The sequence below is a fragment of the Martinezella dioscoreae genome (genome assembly GCF_009176305.1).
GTDB classification, from domain to species: domain Bacteria; phylum Pseudomonadota; class Alphaproteobacteria; order Rhizobiales; family Rhizobiaceae; genus Rhizobium; species Rhizobium dioscoreae.
This window is the reverse complement of record NZ_BLAJ01000017.1, coordinates 60,197-74,743: the sequence shown is the minus strand read 5'-3', so window position 1 is coordinate 74,743 and position 14,547 is coordinate 60,197. Positions and strand designations below refer to the sequence as shown.

Here is a 14,547-nt window from a genome sequence, read left to right as displayed (position 1 = left end):
ACTTGGTGTCCCAAAGGTGCATCGGTCTTCCATCCACCACCGCAACAGGCACTACAGCGCCAATAGCGGATAAAGGGAAGTTACAAGGTGCCCCGAAGGGTCGGATGAGGGGGGTATCGATTTGAATTCATGGATTTTGGTGGTCTTGGCAGGCACCCCCTCATCCGCCTGTCGGCACCTTCTCCCCGCTGGGGAGAAGGGGGACAGCGGCGATCTCCGCTCATATGCGATAGCCCTGCCGCAAGCGGGGAGAGGGCTAGGTGAGGGGCAATCCCGCGAATGTGACTTCAATTGCGACCCGAGTCCAAGCCTCTCAAAACGCTCGGAAGGTCAGCGTCGTCAGCGAGCGGACGATGCCCGGGATATTGGCGATGTGGTCGTTGATGAACTTGCCGATATCCTGCTCTTCGGCGATGTAGACCTTCATCAGCAGGTCGTAGTCGCCGCTGGTGGAATACAGTTCCGAAACAAGCTCCGTCTGGTAGATCGCATCGGCGACCTCATAGGTCTTGCCGGGGGCGCATTGGAGCTGAACGAAAATGGGCTTCATGAGAATGTCCTGCTTCTGTCTGCCGCCGCCATAGCGGCCGGCTTTTCCCTATCATGGTCGAAAGCGCCTTCGCCATGCAAGTTTTTCTCCAGAGCCGATGATTTTTTGGCATCATGCCATGTCCATCGGATGTCGCTCTTGCCGCTTCCGCAATTTCGAGCATGGCGCTAGATTGGCGCGATTATCTCTGTTGATTGGACCGATTTCATGCTGAATGACCCGCGCTCTCACGGTCTTTGGGAAAAGACCGCTCCCCCACCGCCGGCAACCAAGCCGCTTTCCGGTGATATCAATGCCGATGTCGTGGTGGTCGGGGGCGGCTATACCGGTCTTTCGACGGCGTTGCATCTGGCGGAAGCTGGTACCAGCGTCGTGCTGCTGGAAGCCAATGAAATCGGCTTTGGCGGCGCGGGCCGCAATGTTGGCCTCATCAATGCCGGCATGTGGGTGATGCCGGACGATTTGCCCGGCGAACTCGGTGCCGTCCACGGCGAGCGACTGCTCGATCTGCTCGGCAACGGGCCGAAGCTGGTTATGGAGCTGATCGACAAGCATGGCATCGCCTGCGAACTCGAACGCAACGGCACACTGCATTGCGCTGTCGGGCCGGAGGGGCTGAAGGAAATCGAAGAGCGGGCCCGGCAATGGGAAAAGCGCGGTGCGCCGGTCACGGTATTGGATTCGCGGGAGACGGAGCGCCGGGTCGGCAGCTCGGCCTACACCGGGGCGTTGCTCGACATGCGCGCCGGCACGCTGCAGCCGCTTGCCTATGCGCGCGGCCTTGCCCATGCCGTCGTCAAAGCCGGCGTTGCCATTCACACCGGCAGCCGGGTGACATCGACGGAAAGAAGCGGTGCGAAATGGGTGGTTTCGACCGAGCGCGGCAAGGTGAGCGCCGACTGGATCGTGGTGGCTACGGACGCCTACAGCACCGGTCCGTGGGAAAAGGTTCGGAACGAACAGGTGCATCTGCCCTATTTCAATTTCGCTACCGTCCCGCTCGGCGACAACTTGCGCAAATCCGTGCTGCCGGGGCGTGAAGGCGCCTGGGATACCAAGGAAGTGCTCTCGTCCTTCCGTATGGATCAGGCCGGCCGGCTCGTATTCGGCAGCGTCGGCGCGCTGCGCAGCACCGGTCTTGCCATCCACAAGAATTGGGCTCGGCGCTCGATCAGGAAACTCTTTCCGCAGCTTGGCGACATTCCCTTCGAATGCGAATGGTATGGCAAGATCGGCATGACCGACAATGCGCTGCCGCGCTTCCACAAGCTGGACCGGAATGTCGTCGGTTTCTCAGGCTATAACGGCCGCGGGATTGCGCCCGGCACAGTGTTCGGCAAGGTGCTTGCCAGCCATATCCTGGGGCAGATTTCCGAGGCCGATCTGCCGCTGCCGGTAACCGATATCGTCGAGCCGAGCTTCAGGGCGGCAAAGGAAATGTGGTACGAGGCCGGTGCCCAGGCCGCGCATTTCGTCGGTGCCCGGGTGTAAAATAATCCAACAGGCATTACGGGAAGAGGAAACAAGATGATCGCGACATCAGATCTTGCTGCCGAAACCAAGACAATACTGACGGAACTTGGCGTATCGGCCGATCGCTACACCGGCGGAACGCTGGTCGTCACCTCACCGGTCACCGGCGCCGAGATCGGCCGGCTGAAGGAGCATTCGACTAATGAGGCGAAGGCTGCGATCGCGGCGGCACACGACGCGTTTCTTATCTGGCGCAATGTGCCGGCGCCGAAGCGCGGCGAGCTGATCCGCCTGCTTGGCGAGGAGCTGCGCGCCGGCAAGGCGGCCCTTGGGCGTCTCGTCTCGATCGAAGTGGGCAAGATCACCTCCGAGGGCCTCGGCGAAGTGCAGGAGATGATCGATATCTGCGATTTCGCCGTCGGTCTCTCGCGCCAGCTTTATGGTCTCACCATCGCTACGGAGCGCTCCGAGCACCGGATGATGGAAAGCTGGCATCCGCTGGGCGCGATCGGCATCATCTCGGCCTTCAACTTCCCCGTCGCGGTCTGGTCGTGGAATGCGGCGCTTGCCATGGTCTGCGGCAACTCCACCATCTGGAAACCGTCGGAGAAAACCCCGCTGACGGCGCTTGCCGTGCAGGCCCTGTTCGAAAAGGCGCTGAAGCGCTACGTCGCCGAGGGCGGCGAGGCGCCCGCCAATCTTTCGACCCTGCTGATCGGTGGCCGCGATCTTGGCGAGTTGCTGGTCGATCATCGCCAAGTGCCGCTGGTCTCGGCGACCGGATCGACGGCCATGGGCCGCGCCGTCGGCCCGCGTCTTGCAGGCCGTTTCGCCCGCGCCATCCTCGAGCTTGGCGGCAACAATGCCGCGATCGTCTGCCCGACGGCCGATCTCGACCTCACCCTGCGTGGCGTTGCCTTTTCGGCCATGGGCACGGCCGGCCAGCGCTGCACGACGCTGCGCCGCCTCTTCGTCCACGACAGCGTTTACGATCAGCTCGTTCCGCGTCTGCAGAAGGCCTACGGTTCGGTGACGATAGGCAATCCCCTTGAAGCCGGTACTCTGGTCGGCCCGCTGATCGATAAGCAGGCCTTCGACCGCATGCAGGCGGCCCTCGCCGCTGCGAAGGCGGCCGGCGGCACCGTGACGGGCGGCGAGCGCGTCGAAAACGGCTCTGCCGATGCCTTCTATGTCCGCCCGGCGCTCGTCGAAATGCCCGAGCAGACCGGCCCCGTCGAGCAGGAGACCTTTGCGCCGATCCTCTATGTCATGAAGTACAGCGATTTCGACAAGGCGCTGGCGCTGCATAACGCCGTGCCGCAAGGCCTGTCGTCCTCGATCTTCACCAATGACATGCGGGAAGCCGAGACGTTCGTCTCCGCGCGTGGTTCGGATTGCGGCATCGCCAACGTCAATCTTGGCCCCTCCGGTGCCGAGATCGGCGGCGCATTCGGCGGCGAGAAGGAAACCGGTGGCGGGCGCGAGTCCGGATCCGATGCCTGGAAGGCCTATATGCGCCGAGCGACCAGTACGATCAATTACGGCCGCACCCTGCCGCTTGCCCAGGGCGTCAAGTTCGACGTGGCATAGCGCGAGAGCCTTGCTGCATTGCGATGGAGAGGATGAAGGCGTAGAAAGCCTTTGTCTTCCCATATGTTTTCAAGGTCTTGTCCCATGCATCTGTTGCTTGCCGAAGCCGAAACATTGGTCATGGAGGCTTTGCAGCGAAACAGGGTAAGTGCGGAGAACGCTCGTTCCGTGGCTGTCGCGCTTGTCGCGGCGGAGGCTGCCGGGCAGAGTGGCCATGGTCTGCGCCGTGTCCCCGCCTATGCCGGTCAGGCCAAGGTCGGCAAGGTCGATGGCTTCGTCACACCGCAGCTGAGCCGGCCCTTTCCGGCCGCGCTGCGCATCGATGCCGGCAATGGCTATGCCTATCCCGCGCTCGATCTTGCTGTTGCCGAGCTTCCGGCCGTCGCCCGCGAACAGGGGATTGCGCTTGCCGCCATCAGCCGCTCCCATCATGCCGGTGTCATGGGCCTGACGGTGGAGCGTTTTGCCGATCAGGGTCTGGTGGCGCTGATGGTCGCCAATGCGCCGGCCTCGATGGCGCCCTGGGGCGGCAAGACACCGGTTTTCGGCACCAATCCGATTGCTTTCGCTGCGCCGCTGCCCGGCGAGGAGCCTGTTGTCATCGACCTGGCGCTGTCGAAGGTGGCGCGTGGCAAGGTGATGGCGGCGCGGCAACAGGGTGCCCCGATCCCGGCTGACTGGGCTTTCGACCGCGAGGGGAGGCCGACCACGGATGCCGAAGAAGCCTTGGCCGGCACCATGATCCCGGCCGGCGATGCCAAGGGTGCGGCACTTGCCCTCATGGTCGAAATTCTGGCCGCCGGCCTGACCGGTGCGAACTACGCCTTCGAGGCTTCCTCGCTCTTCGACGACAAAGGCGCTCCGCCGGCGCTCGGCCAAACGATCATCGCGATCAATCCGGCGGCGATGAGTGCTGCCGATACGGCACAACGGCTGGCTTTGCTGGCGGGTGAGATCACCCGCGATCCGAATGTCCGCCTGCCGGGCCGGCGCGGGCAGAGTTCGCGGCGTCTTGCGCTGACGGAGGGGATTACTGTCGAGGCCGAGGTGATCGCGGCGATCGAGAGGCTTTGAGGTGTCAAAGGCGCTGGTCGGGTGAGTGTGTATTTGCCGCGCTTTCAAACACGGCCCCTCACCCCAGCCCTCTCCCCGCAGGCGGGGCGAGGGAGTTATCGCGCAAAGCAGCGCGCTACACGGATGAGAGGCAAGCAATTCCAGGAAAAGTGCGTAGCGGTTTTCCGTCCGGAATTGCGAGAGAACAAAGAGATAGAGCATTTCGCGATTCGAAGAAAAGCGAAACGGCTCTAGTTGGTTGGCTTTATCGTCCCCTCGCCCCGCTTGCGGGGAGAGGGCTAGGGTGAGGGGCCAGGCACATCGTCATGACATTGACGGAGACGCCTGATTGCCACCCTCGATCCGCTCTCACGCGACGGCGGGCTTTTCGTCCAGCCAGCCGCCGGTGAAGCCGGCGCGTTCCAGGCCGGTGCGGAGGATCGGAGATTGCCGCATCAGGTTCCAGATCATGCCAGTGCGGGCGTTTTCGATCATCATGACCAGCAGGCCCTGGTCGATGGCGACGGAGCGGTCGTCCACCCATCCTTCCGGGCCGGGGCCTTTGACGCTCGGATTGAAGCCGCCGGGGAAACGGCCGTCGAGCAGCAGGTTGGGGTAGGTCGAAAGCAGCGCCCGCGTGCCGTCGAGTGCAGCCTGGCGGTCGAACGCGAGGCAGGACAACGGTCCCCATGGGGCGATGGTGCCGTCGTCGGGACCGAGCGGGGCGCCGCGGGCGGCATAGCCGAAGACCTTCGGGGCATAGCGCAGGCTGTGCTTGGTGCCTGTCGGGTTCGGGCCGTCGCAGGCGGAAAGGCCCCAGATATCCTTCGTATAGCCGACAAAATGGCCGGGATTGCGCTCGGTATAGTCGCGCTGCACTGATATCGCCGTTTGCGTATTGCGGAAATAATCGGTGTCCTTGTCGGCGACATGCTTGTCGCGGATGCCGCGAAAATCGATCCAGGCATGCGAGAAGAGGTGGATGAACAGCGGCCCAGCATATAGGAAGGGCGTATCCTTGAACATCATCCAGGTGTAGGTCGCGGCAAAGGCGTCGTAGCTTGATGGTGGGACGGGATGCGTGGGCGAGCCGAGCGCCAGCACATAGAGGAAGATCGCCTCGTCATAACCCTGGTAGCGCCAGCGCAGGAAACCGCTGGCCGGCTTCCAGCCCATGCTGATGGTCTGGCCCTTGTTCAAGGCCCAATGCCAGTCGCAGCGCTCATAGAGGAATTTCGCCTGCTTGCGGAGATCGCGCTCGACCTGGGTGTTTCCGGTGAAATAAGCGGCTGCGGTCAGCACGCCGAGCAGCAACAGGCCCGTGTCGATCGTCGAAAGCTCACTGTTCCAGGCGCGCTTGCCAGTTTCCATATAAAGGAAGTGATAGTAGAAGCCGCGATGGCCGGTGGCGCCACGCTCGGTGCCCTGCTGGCTGTCGGCGAAGAAATCGAGGGCGGCCAGCACCCGTTTGGCCGCATCGGCACGGCTAATCCAGCCACGCTCGACGGCGACCGGATAGCTCGACAGCGCAAAGCCGACCGCAGCAATGCTGCAATGGCTCGTCTTGATCGACGTATCCGCCACCAGTCCGTTTTCCGGATTGGTGTAAAGCATGAAATAGTCGAAGGCCGAACGTTGCAATCGGTCGATCAGCGCGTCGTCGGTTTCAGTTACCTGCTGCAGCATCTTCTATCCATCTCCTCGATGCTCCCATTCCCTGCTGAACATAGGAGCTTGGATAGTTGCAAATCAAACATGATTAACGATGACATACTTTTGTGGAGGATTCTTTAATATCAGTGGGTTGTTGAGGTGGTCATCCCCAGCCCTGAGGGCTTGAAGATGTCCTTTCCAGGTGATTTTCGGCGATATCGCCAGCAGAAGCGCACGAATAGCGGTCGGCGCGAGCCTGTTCGAAAAGGGGCGAAGCATTGGCTATGTGGTGATTCGTGTCGATGAAACGGTTTAGCCGAGCGCCGTTTCCAGCCGTCGCTTCAGCCGCGCCAAGGTTCTGCCAAACACTGCCTCATCCCCAAGGGCTCTGGCAAGGGTCAAAGCGCCCTGTATGCCGATGACGGCCTCTTCGGCGAGCATTTTCGCCTCGGTGCCTGGCGCTCCGGCCCTGAGCAGAGCGCCGGCAAGCGCTTCGACCCAGCGATGGAAATAGTTACGTATAGCGGTGGAAAAGCGATCGCGCGTTTCATCGAGCGCGAAGGCGCCAATCAGGCAGACCCGGCGGCCGGAGCGGAAATAGCTGTCTGTCGTCTCCCACATGCGGGCAATCGCTGACCGTGGCTCGCCCTCTTCCAGCGGCTTGAACATCTCCGTCACGAACCAGGCATCGATATTGGCCATGATCTCCGCCGCCATTTCTTCCTTGCCGCCCGGAAAGAAGTGATAGAGGCTGCCTTTCGACAATTTCGTGCGGGCGGTGATCTCGCTCATCGACGCACCTTCGTAGCCGAGTTCGCGGAAGACTTCGGCAACGAGGGCGATGGCATCGGATCTTTCGAAGACGGTACGCACCATCTCAAAGGCCGAGGTCGGAGAGGCCGGGATGATCGTCCGGACGGCGGCCGAGCGGCCAGTGGAATTTCCGGTCCTCTTCTTTGATCGGCATGTCGTTGATGGAGGCGAAACGGCGCTGCATCAGGCCGTCGGCATCGAATTCCCAGTTCTCATTGCCGTATGAGCGGAACCAATGGCCGCTGTCGTCATGCCATTCATAGGCAAAGCGCACGGCGATGCGATTGCCCTCGAAGGCCCAGAGTTCCTTGATCAGCCGATAGTCGAGTTCACGTGCCCATTTGCGCGTCAGGAATTCGACGATTTCCTTGCGGCCACGCGGGAATTCGGCGCGGTTCCGCCACTGGCTGTCTTCCGTATAGACCTTGGAGACGCGTTCCGGATCGCGGCTGTTCCAGCCATCCTCTGCCATGCGGACCTTGGCGATGGCGGTTTCGCGGGTGAAAGGCGGGACGAGTGGGGTCGGCATGATGCGCTCCTTCTAAACTGATTTGTCGCTAATAGACCAATCGGTCTAGAGGGTCAAGCGCCGTGATTTGCCGGGTGATGGACTCAATGGGCGAATTTTCGCGCTCCGGCGACGCAGGCGACGACGGCCAGGGTCACGACGAGCATCGACCAGCTGACGCTTTCCTTGAGGAGGGCTGCGGCAAGCGCAAAGCCGAAGAAGGGCTGCAGGAATTGCAGCTGGCCGACAGCTGCAATGCCGCCCTGGGCGAGCCCGCGATACCAGAAGATGAAGCCGATCAGCATGCTGAAGAGCGAGACATAGAGGAGGCCGAGCCAGGCAGGACCGCCGATGCCGTCAATGCTGTGCGGCATGGTCATGAAGCAGAGCGCGACGGTGACGGGCAGGGACAGGACCAGAGCCCAGCAGATGACCTGCCAGCCGCCGAGCCGCCGCGAGAGCACAGCACCTTCGGCATAGCCAAGGCCGCAGATGATCACGGCTGCAAGCATCAGGAGGTCGCCGACAGGCGAGGCCGACATGCCTTGCGCAAGCGCATAGCCGCAGACCAGCGCACTGCCGAGGATGGAGAATATCCAGAAGGCCGGGCGTGGCCGCTCGCCGCCGCGCATCACGCCGAAGATGGCGGTTGCCAGCGGCAGCAAGCCGATGAAGACAATGGAATGGGCCGATGTGACGTGCTTTAGCGCCAGTGCCGTCAAGAGCGGAAAGCCGACGACGCAGCCGAGGGCGACGATGACGAGCGAGGTGATATCGCCGCGGGTCGGGCGCTTTTCGCGAAAAGCGAATAGCAGGCCGAGGCCCAGGAGGCCGGCGATTGCGGCTCGGGCAACCGTCAGGAACAGAGGGTCGAAATCCATCACGGCCACCCGCGTCGCCGGCAGGGAGCCGCTGAAGATGACCACTCCCGCCAAACCATAGATCCATCCTGTCGTCGTCCTGTCCATCGCGCATGCTCCGTCTTGATCTTCGCGGTATCGACGCATTTGTGTGGCCAAGCCAGAGACGGTGCAGTACAATTCATAGGAACTGTTATGGTGTAAGGGGCAGTACGGATGGATGGTCTGTCGGTGGCAAGCGCAGGCGGCGGCACGCGCATCGAGGGAGTGATGGCTGCGATTTCCGACCGTATCGCCACTCGCAGCCTGATGCCAGGCGCCCGGCTTCCCTCTGTGCGCAGCTTCGCAAAGACGATGCAGGTGTCTGTTTCAACCGTGGTCGAGGCCTATGAGCGGCTTGCCGCAGAGGGCACGATCCGTTCGCGGCCGGGTGCCGGATTTTACGTCTGCGGCCCGCTGCCGCCGCTTTCCTTGTCCGAGACCGGAGCAAGATCGGATCGCAACGTCGATCCGCTCTGGATTTCCAGGCAATCGCTGGAGGTGGGAGACGATGTCCTGAAGCCCGGCTGCGGCTGGCTTCCACCCTCCTGGCTGCCGCAGGCGGCGTTGCGCAGGGCGATGCGAACGCTGGCTCGTGGAGACATGGCAGCGCTTGCCAATTACGGGACGCCGCTGGGCCTGCCGCCGCTGCGGCAGTTGCTCGCCCGGCGCCTTGGCGAACATGGTATCACGGTGTCGCCGGATCAGATCCTGCTGACGGAATCCGGCACGCAGGCGATCGATCTTCTCTGCCGTTTCCTGCTCGAGCCGGGCAATACCGTGCTCGTGGACGATCCCTGCTATTTCAATTTTCATGCGCTCCTGCGGGCGCATCGTGCCAATGTCGTCTCCGTACCTTTCACGCCCACGGGGCCGGATGTCGAGCTGTTCGGGCAGATCCTCGAACGGCACAAACCACGGCTCTACATCACCAATTCAGCCATCCACAATCCGACGGGTGCGACGCTCTCGCCCGTGACGGCACACCGGCTGCTGAAGCTGGCGGATGCTGCCGGGCTGACGATCATCGAGGACGATATCTTCGCCGATTTCGAGGATGTTCCGGCGCCACGTCTCGCTGCCTATGACGGGCTCGACCGGGTGATCCATATCGGCAGCTTTTCAAAGACGCTTTCGGCCTCGGTGCGCTGCGGCTTCATCGCGGCGCGGCGGGATTGGATCGACGGTCTTGTCGATCTCAAGGTTGCCAGCAGCTTCAGCTGCGGGCAATTGTCGGCCGAGCTTGTCCATCTCGCGCTGAAGGATGGCAGCTATCGCCGGCATGTCGAGGCCCTGCGGGTACGGCTTGCCAAGACCATGGCGGAGGTGTCGACGCGGCTGGAGGCGATCGGCATCGTGCCTTGGCTGAAGCCCCGGGCCGGGATGTTTCTATGGTGCCGGCTCCCGGAAGGGCTCGATGCCGCCGATGTCGCGCGTGCCTGCCTTGCCGAAGGCATCGTCCTTGCGCCCGGCAATGTTTTCAGCCTCTCGGATACCGCCGGACGCTTCATGCGCTTCAATGTCGCGCAGTCGACTGATCCTCGGATTTTCCAGGCGCTGGAGGCCTCCATGCGGAAACTGAGATAGTATTTTCCGCCAGTGGATTGCGGAGCGTTTTCGGCCTGTTCGGAAGATGCAGGACGCCCCCGCTCTTGCCAGGCAGAAATGATCCGTCATAGCTTTGCCACATCGCCGCTCCAATTGCGGCCGATATCGGCTATGAAATATTCGGCTAAGTGAGGTTGGTCGTGCGCGTTCTGCTTGTTGAAGACGACAATATCCTCGGATCATCGCTGAAGAAGGCACTGGAAAAGCACGCCTATGGCGTCGACTGGATGCGCGATGGCGAATCCGGCCTCGAGGCGGCGGCGCATTCCCATTTCGCGGCGATCGTGCTCGACATCAATCTGCCGCAGCTGAGCGGTATGGAGGTGTTGCGGCGCATCCGCCAGCGGGGAAATTCCGTGCCCGTGCTGCTGCTGACGGCGATGGATTCCGTGCGCCAGAAGGTGGAAGGCCTCGATGAGGGTGCCGACGACTACCTGGTCAAGCCCTTCGATCTCGACGAGCTGCTGGCGCGGCTGCGCGCGCTCATCCGCCGGCGCGACGGGCGGACCGAAAGCGTCATCCGCTGCGGCGACGTGGAAGTCGACCCCTCTGCCATGGTGGCGCGCAAAGGCAATGTGCAGGTCCATACCACGGCGAAGGAATTCCATCTCTTGAAGCTGCTGATGGAGCGCAGCGGCCGATATGTGACGAAGAACGATATCGAATATGCGCTCTATGACGCGGAAAACACCGTCGAGAGCAACACGATCGAAGTGACGATCTACAATTTGCGCAAGAAGCTCGGCACGGATTTCATCAAGTCGATCCGCGGCGTCGGTTACATGATCGAGCGATGAACAATTCCACGCTTACCCGCAAGCTGTTTCTGCGCATCGCGCCTGTCGTCGTGGTGACGATCGTCGTGATCGCAGCTTTCGCCTTCAACAGCGCGACGCGGGAGATCAACAATATCTACGATGCCCAGCTCATCGACGATGCGAATGTGATCTGGAGCCTGCTGCGCCGCCCGCTGGAGAAGAATCCGGACCATACGGCCAAGCAGATCGACGATATCGACTTCAACATGGACAATCAGCTGGCCTTCAATGAAGACGCCGATGATTATGCCGATGCGCACATGTTTCGCGCCTGGGTCGATGGCAATATCCGCTTCTACAGCAGCACGGCCTTTCTCTCCGATGTACCGCAGCAGAAGGTCGGCTTTACCACGCTGACCTATGGTGGAGACGAGTGGCGCGTCTATTCCCTGCCGATCCCGAACACGACCATCGTGATCGAGCTTGGCGAAAAGATCGCGCTTCGCGAAACGCTCGTTTCCAACATTCTCCTCAATCTGTTCTTTCCGCTGCTGATGCTGGTGCCGGTCATCGGCTTTCTCATCTGGCTCGGCATCAATAGCGGTCTGCGCACCATCCACGGGCTGGTGCGGCAGATCCGCACGCGATCGCCCGATGATCTCTCGGCTATCCCCGTTGAAGAGCTGCCGCGCGATCTGCTGCCGCTTGGCCGGTCGATCAATCAGCTGCTGGAGAAGCTCGGCCAGTCGCTGACGCTGGAGCGGCGCTTCTCCGACCTTGCCGCGCATCAGTTGCGCACGCCGCAGGCAAGCGTGAAGCTGCTTTTGCGGATGCTCGAACACAGCGACAGCGATCAGGAGCGGCAGGCGATCATTTCCGATCTCGTGGCCAGCAACAACCGCACCATCCATCTGATCGAGCAGCTGCTGCGGCTGGCCAGAGTCAGCCACCATCCCCTCAATCTGACATCGGTGCCGCTCTATCACTGGATGGCGTCGCTCATTGCCGAATTCGGCAACATCATCACCAGCCGCGAGCTCCAGGTCGTGCTCGAAGGGGACGAGCCGATCCAGGTCAGGACGGACGAGTCGTTGCTACGCATGCTGGTCACCAATCTGCTCGACAATGCCATCAAATACACGCCCGTTGGAGGGGAGATCAAAGTTTCGATCGCTTCGGAGGACGGTTTTGGCTGCATTTCCATCAGCGACAGCGGTCCCGGCATCCCGCCGCATGAGAGGGAGGCGGTATTCCAGCGCTTCTATCGCCTCAACACACTTCACACGGAAGGGGCAGGCCTTGGTCTCGCTATCGTTGCGGATACGGCGGACCGTCTCTCGGCAACGGTCGATCTTTCTACCTCACGTTTGGGTAACGGTCTTCAGGTCGATCTAAGATTGCCCTTGAGTTAAAAGTACAACGCCTCGTCGTTTTTCATTTTCGCATCATTTTCCGCTCATGCCCGGCTCATCTCAGGTTGTTAGACGCAACTTAGGATTAGGCGAAGGGGTATTTCATGCAGGTGTTTTGCGATTTTGATGGAACCATATCCATCGAAGACGCGACGGATATGGTGTTGTCCCGTTTCGCCGGCCCCGAGTGGGAAGATATCGAGCAGCTGTGGAAGCAGGGGCTGATCGGCTCTGGTGAATGCATGCGCCGGCAGATCGCTCTCATCCAGGCAAGCCGGGGCGAGCTCGACCGGTTTCTCGACACGCTGTCGATCGATTCGGGCTTCGAGAGTTTCCTGTCCTTTTGCCGCCGCGACGAATTGCCTGTCACGATCGTCAGCGATGGTGTGGACTATTTCATCCGGCGCATCCTGGCGCGTCACGGCATCGAGGGTCTGCCGATCGTCGCCAATGTGCTGACCTGCAGCGTTTCACAGGGCCGCGAATCCTATTCGCTGTTTCCGCCGTTTACGGCGACGGGCTGCGTATCCGGAGCCGGTGTCTGCAAATGCCGCGTCGTCGATAGCAGCGACCTGCACGTCTATATCGGCGACGGGCGTAGCGACTTTTGTGTTTCCGACAAGGTCGACCTCGTTTTCGCCAAGGCCAAGCTTGTCGATTACTGCGAGGAAAACGGCATTCCCTATGTCGGCTTCGAAGACTTCTCCGATCTGCTTCCAAAGATGGAAGCCGTTCTCCCGAGCGTCGAGCGACGCTCCCGTGCACTGCCGCAAGTCAAGACGGCGTGAACCAGACCAAGAGGCATTGAATGAAAACGAATGTAGCCGAAGCCTTCAGCGGCGAGACCGAGTCCGTCCGCTCCGAAGAGGAATTGCGCGCTCTTGAGGAGCTCTATTGCTCCCATGGCGATACGGTTCACTACACAAATAAGCCCAAATTCTTCGAGGAATGCGAAGGCTCCTATGTCTACGATCGGACCGGCACACCGTTCCTCGATCTGCAGATGTGGTACTCCGCCGTCAATTTCGGCTATCGCAACGAGCGCCTGAACGAAGCCGCCCATCGCCAGCTCGACCGTCTCCCGCAGGTCGCGTCGCAATATCTGCATCGCGAGAAGGTAGAGCTTGCGGCGATGATCGCCCAGGATGCCGAGCGTAAGTTCGGTCACAAGGGTCGCGTGCACTTCAACGTCGGCGGCTCCCAGGCCGTCGAGGATTCCCTGAAGCTCGTGCGCAACTATACGGGCGGCAAGAGCCTGATGTTCGCCTTCGAGGGCGGCTATCACGGCCGCACGCTCGGCGCCTCGGCGATCACCTCGAGCTACCGCTATCGCCGCCGCTACGGCCATTTCGGCGATCGCGCGCAGTTTATCGAGTTCCCTTATTACTTCCGCGGCCCGAAGGGCATGTCGAAGGAAGAATATGGCCATTACTGCGTCCAGAAATTCGCCCGCCTGTTCGAAAGCGAATATAACGGCGTCTGGGACCCGAAGGCCGGCAAGTCCGAATATGCGGCCTTCTATATCGAGCCGATCCAAGGCACGGGCGGCTACGTCATTCCGCCGATGAACTTCTTCGTCGAACTGAAGAAGGTGCTCGACGATCACGGCATCCTGCTCGTCGTCGACGAAATCCAGATGGGCGTCTACCGCACCGGCAAGCTCTGGTCGATCGAGCATTTCGGCGTTTCGCCGGATGCGCTGATCTTCGGCAAGGCGATCACCAACGGCCTCAATCCGCTTTCCGGCGTCTGGGCTCGCGAAGAGCTGATCAACCCGACGATTTTCCCGCCCGGCTCCACGCATTCGACCTTCGCCAGCAATCCGATGGGGACTGCTGTCGCGCTCGAAACGATGAAGATGCTGGAAGAGCAGGATTTCGGCGCTGCGATCATGGAAAAGGGCGCGCATTTCCTCGACGGGCTGAAGCAGTTGCAGAAGCGCCATGCCATCGTCGGCGAAGTCGACGGTCTCGGCCTCGCCCTGCGCATGGAAATCTGCAAGGACGACAGCTACACGCCGGACAAGGCGACGATGGACTGGATGTGCGACGAAGGCATGAAGGGCGACCTTCAGGTCGGCGGCAGGACCTACGGCCTCGTGCTCGATGTCGGCGGCTACCACAAGAACGTCATCACCTTCGCTCCGAACCTGCTGATCACCCGCGAAGAGATCGATCTGGCGCTTGCCCTGCTCGATCAGCTTCTGACGCGTGCTGCCCGGAGATAAGAC

General features: G+C 61.3%; 13 protein-coding genes. 8 read left to right on the top strand and 5 right to left on the bottom strand.

Going from position 1 to position 14,547, the window contains the following annotated elements; all coding sequences use genetic code 11:
• Positions 1 to 313: 313 nt before the first annotated feature.
• A complete protein-coding gene (locus GDN47_RS29855; RefSeq protein ID WP_015341532.1) occupies positions 314 to 550 on the bottom strand; it encodes an Lrp/AsnC ligand binding domain-containing protein in 237 nt (78 codons plus the stop codon).
• Positions 551 to 757: 207 nt separating this feature from the next.
• On the opposite strand from GDN47_RS29855, the gene GDN47_RS29850 reads away from it, so the two are divergent.
• From GDN47_RS29850 to GDN47_RS29840, 3 genes are all read left to right on the top strand, one after another.
• Positions 758 to 2,041, top strand: a complete 1,284-nt coding sequence (locus GDN47_RS29850; protein WP_152094833.1) for an NAD(P)/FAD-dependent oxidoreductase — start codon at positions 758 to 760, stop codon at positions 2,039 to 2,041.
• 36 nt (positions 2,042 to 2,077) lie between these two features.
• Entirely contained in the window at positions 2,078 to 3,613 is a 1,536-nt protein-coding gene (gene amaB / locus GDN47_RS29845) for an L-piperidine-6-carboxylate dehydrogenase (protein WP_152094832.1), read from the top strand.
• An 84-nt stretch (positions 3,614 to 3,697) separates the two neighbouring features.
• Positions 3,698 to 4,687: an Ldh family oxidoreductase gene (locus GDN47_RS29840; protein WP_113420396.1), complete on the top strand. Its 990-nt coding sequence runs from the start codon at positions 3,698 to 3,700 to the stop codon at positions 4,685 to 4,687.
• Positions 4,688 to 5,035: 348 nt separating this feature from the next.
• Here GDN47_RS29840 and GDN47_RS29835 read toward each other — a convergent pair whose 3' ends face one another.
• The 4 genes from GDN47_RS29835 to GDN47_RS29820 form a co-directional block, all read right to left on the bottom strand.
• Complete coding sequence (locus GDN47_RS29835) at positions 5,036 to 6,352, bottom strand: glucoamylase family protein (protein WP_113420395.1); 1,317 nt, start codon at positions 6,350 to 6,352, stop codon at positions 5,036 to 5,038.
• A gap of 279 nt (positions 6,353 to 6,631) precedes the next feature.
• Entirely contained in the window at positions 6,632 to 7,195 is a 564-nt protein-coding gene (locus GDN47_RS29830; protein WP_113420394.1) for a TetR/AcrR family transcriptional regulator, read from the bottom strand.
• Between the two features lies 1 nt (position 7,196).
• Complete coding sequence (locus GDN47_RS29825; RefSeq protein ID WP_113420393.1) at positions 7,197 to 7,661, bottom strand: nuclear transport factor 2 family protein; 465 nt, start codon at positions 7,659 to 7,661, stop codon at positions 7,197 to 7,199.
• An 83-nt stretch (positions 7,662 to 7,744) separates the two neighbouring features.
• Positions 7,745 to 8,608, bottom strand: a complete 864-nt coding sequence (locus GDN47_RS29820; protein ID WP_152094831.1) for a DMT family transporter — start codon at positions 8,606 to 8,608, stop codon at positions 7,745 to 7,747.
• A 108-nt stretch (positions 8,609 to 8,716) separates the two neighbouring features.
• Between GDN47_RS29820 and GDN47_RS29815 the strand changes: the two genes are divergently transcribed.
• From GDN47_RS29815 to GDN47_RS29795, 5 genes are all read left to right on the top strand, one after another.
• A complete protein-coding gene (locus GDN47_RS29815; protein ID WP_113420391.1) occupies positions 8,717 to 10,126 on the top strand; it encodes an aminotransferase-like domain-containing protein in 1,410 nt (469 codons plus the stop codon).
• Between the two features lie 161 nt (positions 10,127 to 10,287).
• Positions 10,288 to 10,944: a response regulator transcription factor gene (locus GDN47_RS29810; protein WP_069614823.1), complete on the top strand. Its 657-nt coding sequence runs from the start codon at positions 10,288 to 10,290 to the stop codon at positions 10,942 to 10,944.
• Positions 10,941 to 12,317 (top strand): sensor histidine kinase, encoded by a 1,377-nt coding sequence (locus GDN47_RS29805; RefSeq protein ID WP_152094830.1) that lies wholly within the window; start codon positions 10,941 to 10,943, stop codon positions 12,315 to 12,317. Before GDN47_RS29810 ends, GDN47_RS29805 begins: the two co-directional genes overlap by 4 nt.
• Positions 12,318 to 12,421: 104 nt before the next feature.
• Entirely contained in the window at positions 12,422 to 13,105 is a 684-nt protein-coding gene (locus tag GDN47_RS29800; protein ID WP_113352947.1) for an MtnX-like HAD-IB family phosphatase, read from the top strand.
• Between the two features lie 20 nt (positions 13,106 to 13,125).
• Positions 13,126 to 14,544: an aspartate aminotransferase family protein gene (locus GDN47_RS29795; protein WP_152094829.1), complete on the top strand. Its 1,419-nt coding sequence runs from the start codon at positions 13,126 to 13,128 to the stop codon at positions 14,542 to 14,544.
• Positions 14,545 to 14,547 lie beyond the last annotated feature (3 nt).

Coding starts and splice junctions, on each gene's coding strand:
- GDN47_RS29805 (WP_152094830.1), top strand. CDS start 10,941: ATGAACAATTCCACGCTTACCCGCAAGCTGTTTCTGCGCATCGCGCCT.
- GDN47_RS29820 (WP_152094831.1), bottom strand. CDS start 8,608: ATGGACAGGACGACGACAGGATGGATCTATGGTTTGGCGGGAGTGGTC.
- GDN47_RS29795 (WP_152094829.1), top strand. CDS start 13,126: ATGAAAACGAATGTAGCCGAAGCCTTCAGCGGCGAGACCGAGTCCGTC.
- amaB (WP_152094832.1), top strand. CDS start 2,078: ATGATCGCGACATCAGATCTTGCTGCCGAAACCAAGACAATACTGACG.
- GDN47_RS29850 (WP_152094833.1), top strand. CDS start 758: ATGCTGAATGACCCGCGCTCTCACGGTCTTTGGGAAAAGACCGCTCCC.
- GDN47_RS29815 (WP_113420391.1), top strand. CDS start 8,717: ATGGATGGTCTGTCGGTGGCAAGCGCAGGCGGCGGCACGCGCATCGAG.
- GDN47_RS29855 (WP_015341532.1), bottom strand. CDS start 550: ATGAAGCCCATTTTCGTTCAGCTCCAATGCGCCCCCGGCAAGACCTAT.
- GDN47_RS29830 (WP_113420394.1), bottom strand. CDS start 7,195: ATGGTGCGTACCGTCTTCGAAAGATCCGATGCCATCGCCCTCGTTGCC.
- GDN47_RS29835 (WP_113420395.1), bottom strand. CDS start 6,352: ATGCTGCAGCAGGTAACTGAAACCGACGACGCGCTGATCGACCGATTG.
- GDN47_RS29825 (WP_113420393.1), bottom strand. CDS start 7,661: ATGCCGACCCCACTCGTCCCGCCTTTCACCCGCGAAACCGCCATCGCC.
- GDN47_RS29840 (WP_113420396.1), top strand. CDS start 3,698: ATGCATCTGTTGCTTGCCGAAGCCGAAACATTGGTCATGGAGGCTTTG.
- GDN47_RS29800 (WP_113352947.1), top strand. CDS start 12,422: ATGCAGGTGTTTTGCGATTTTGATGGAACCATATCCATCGAAGACGCG.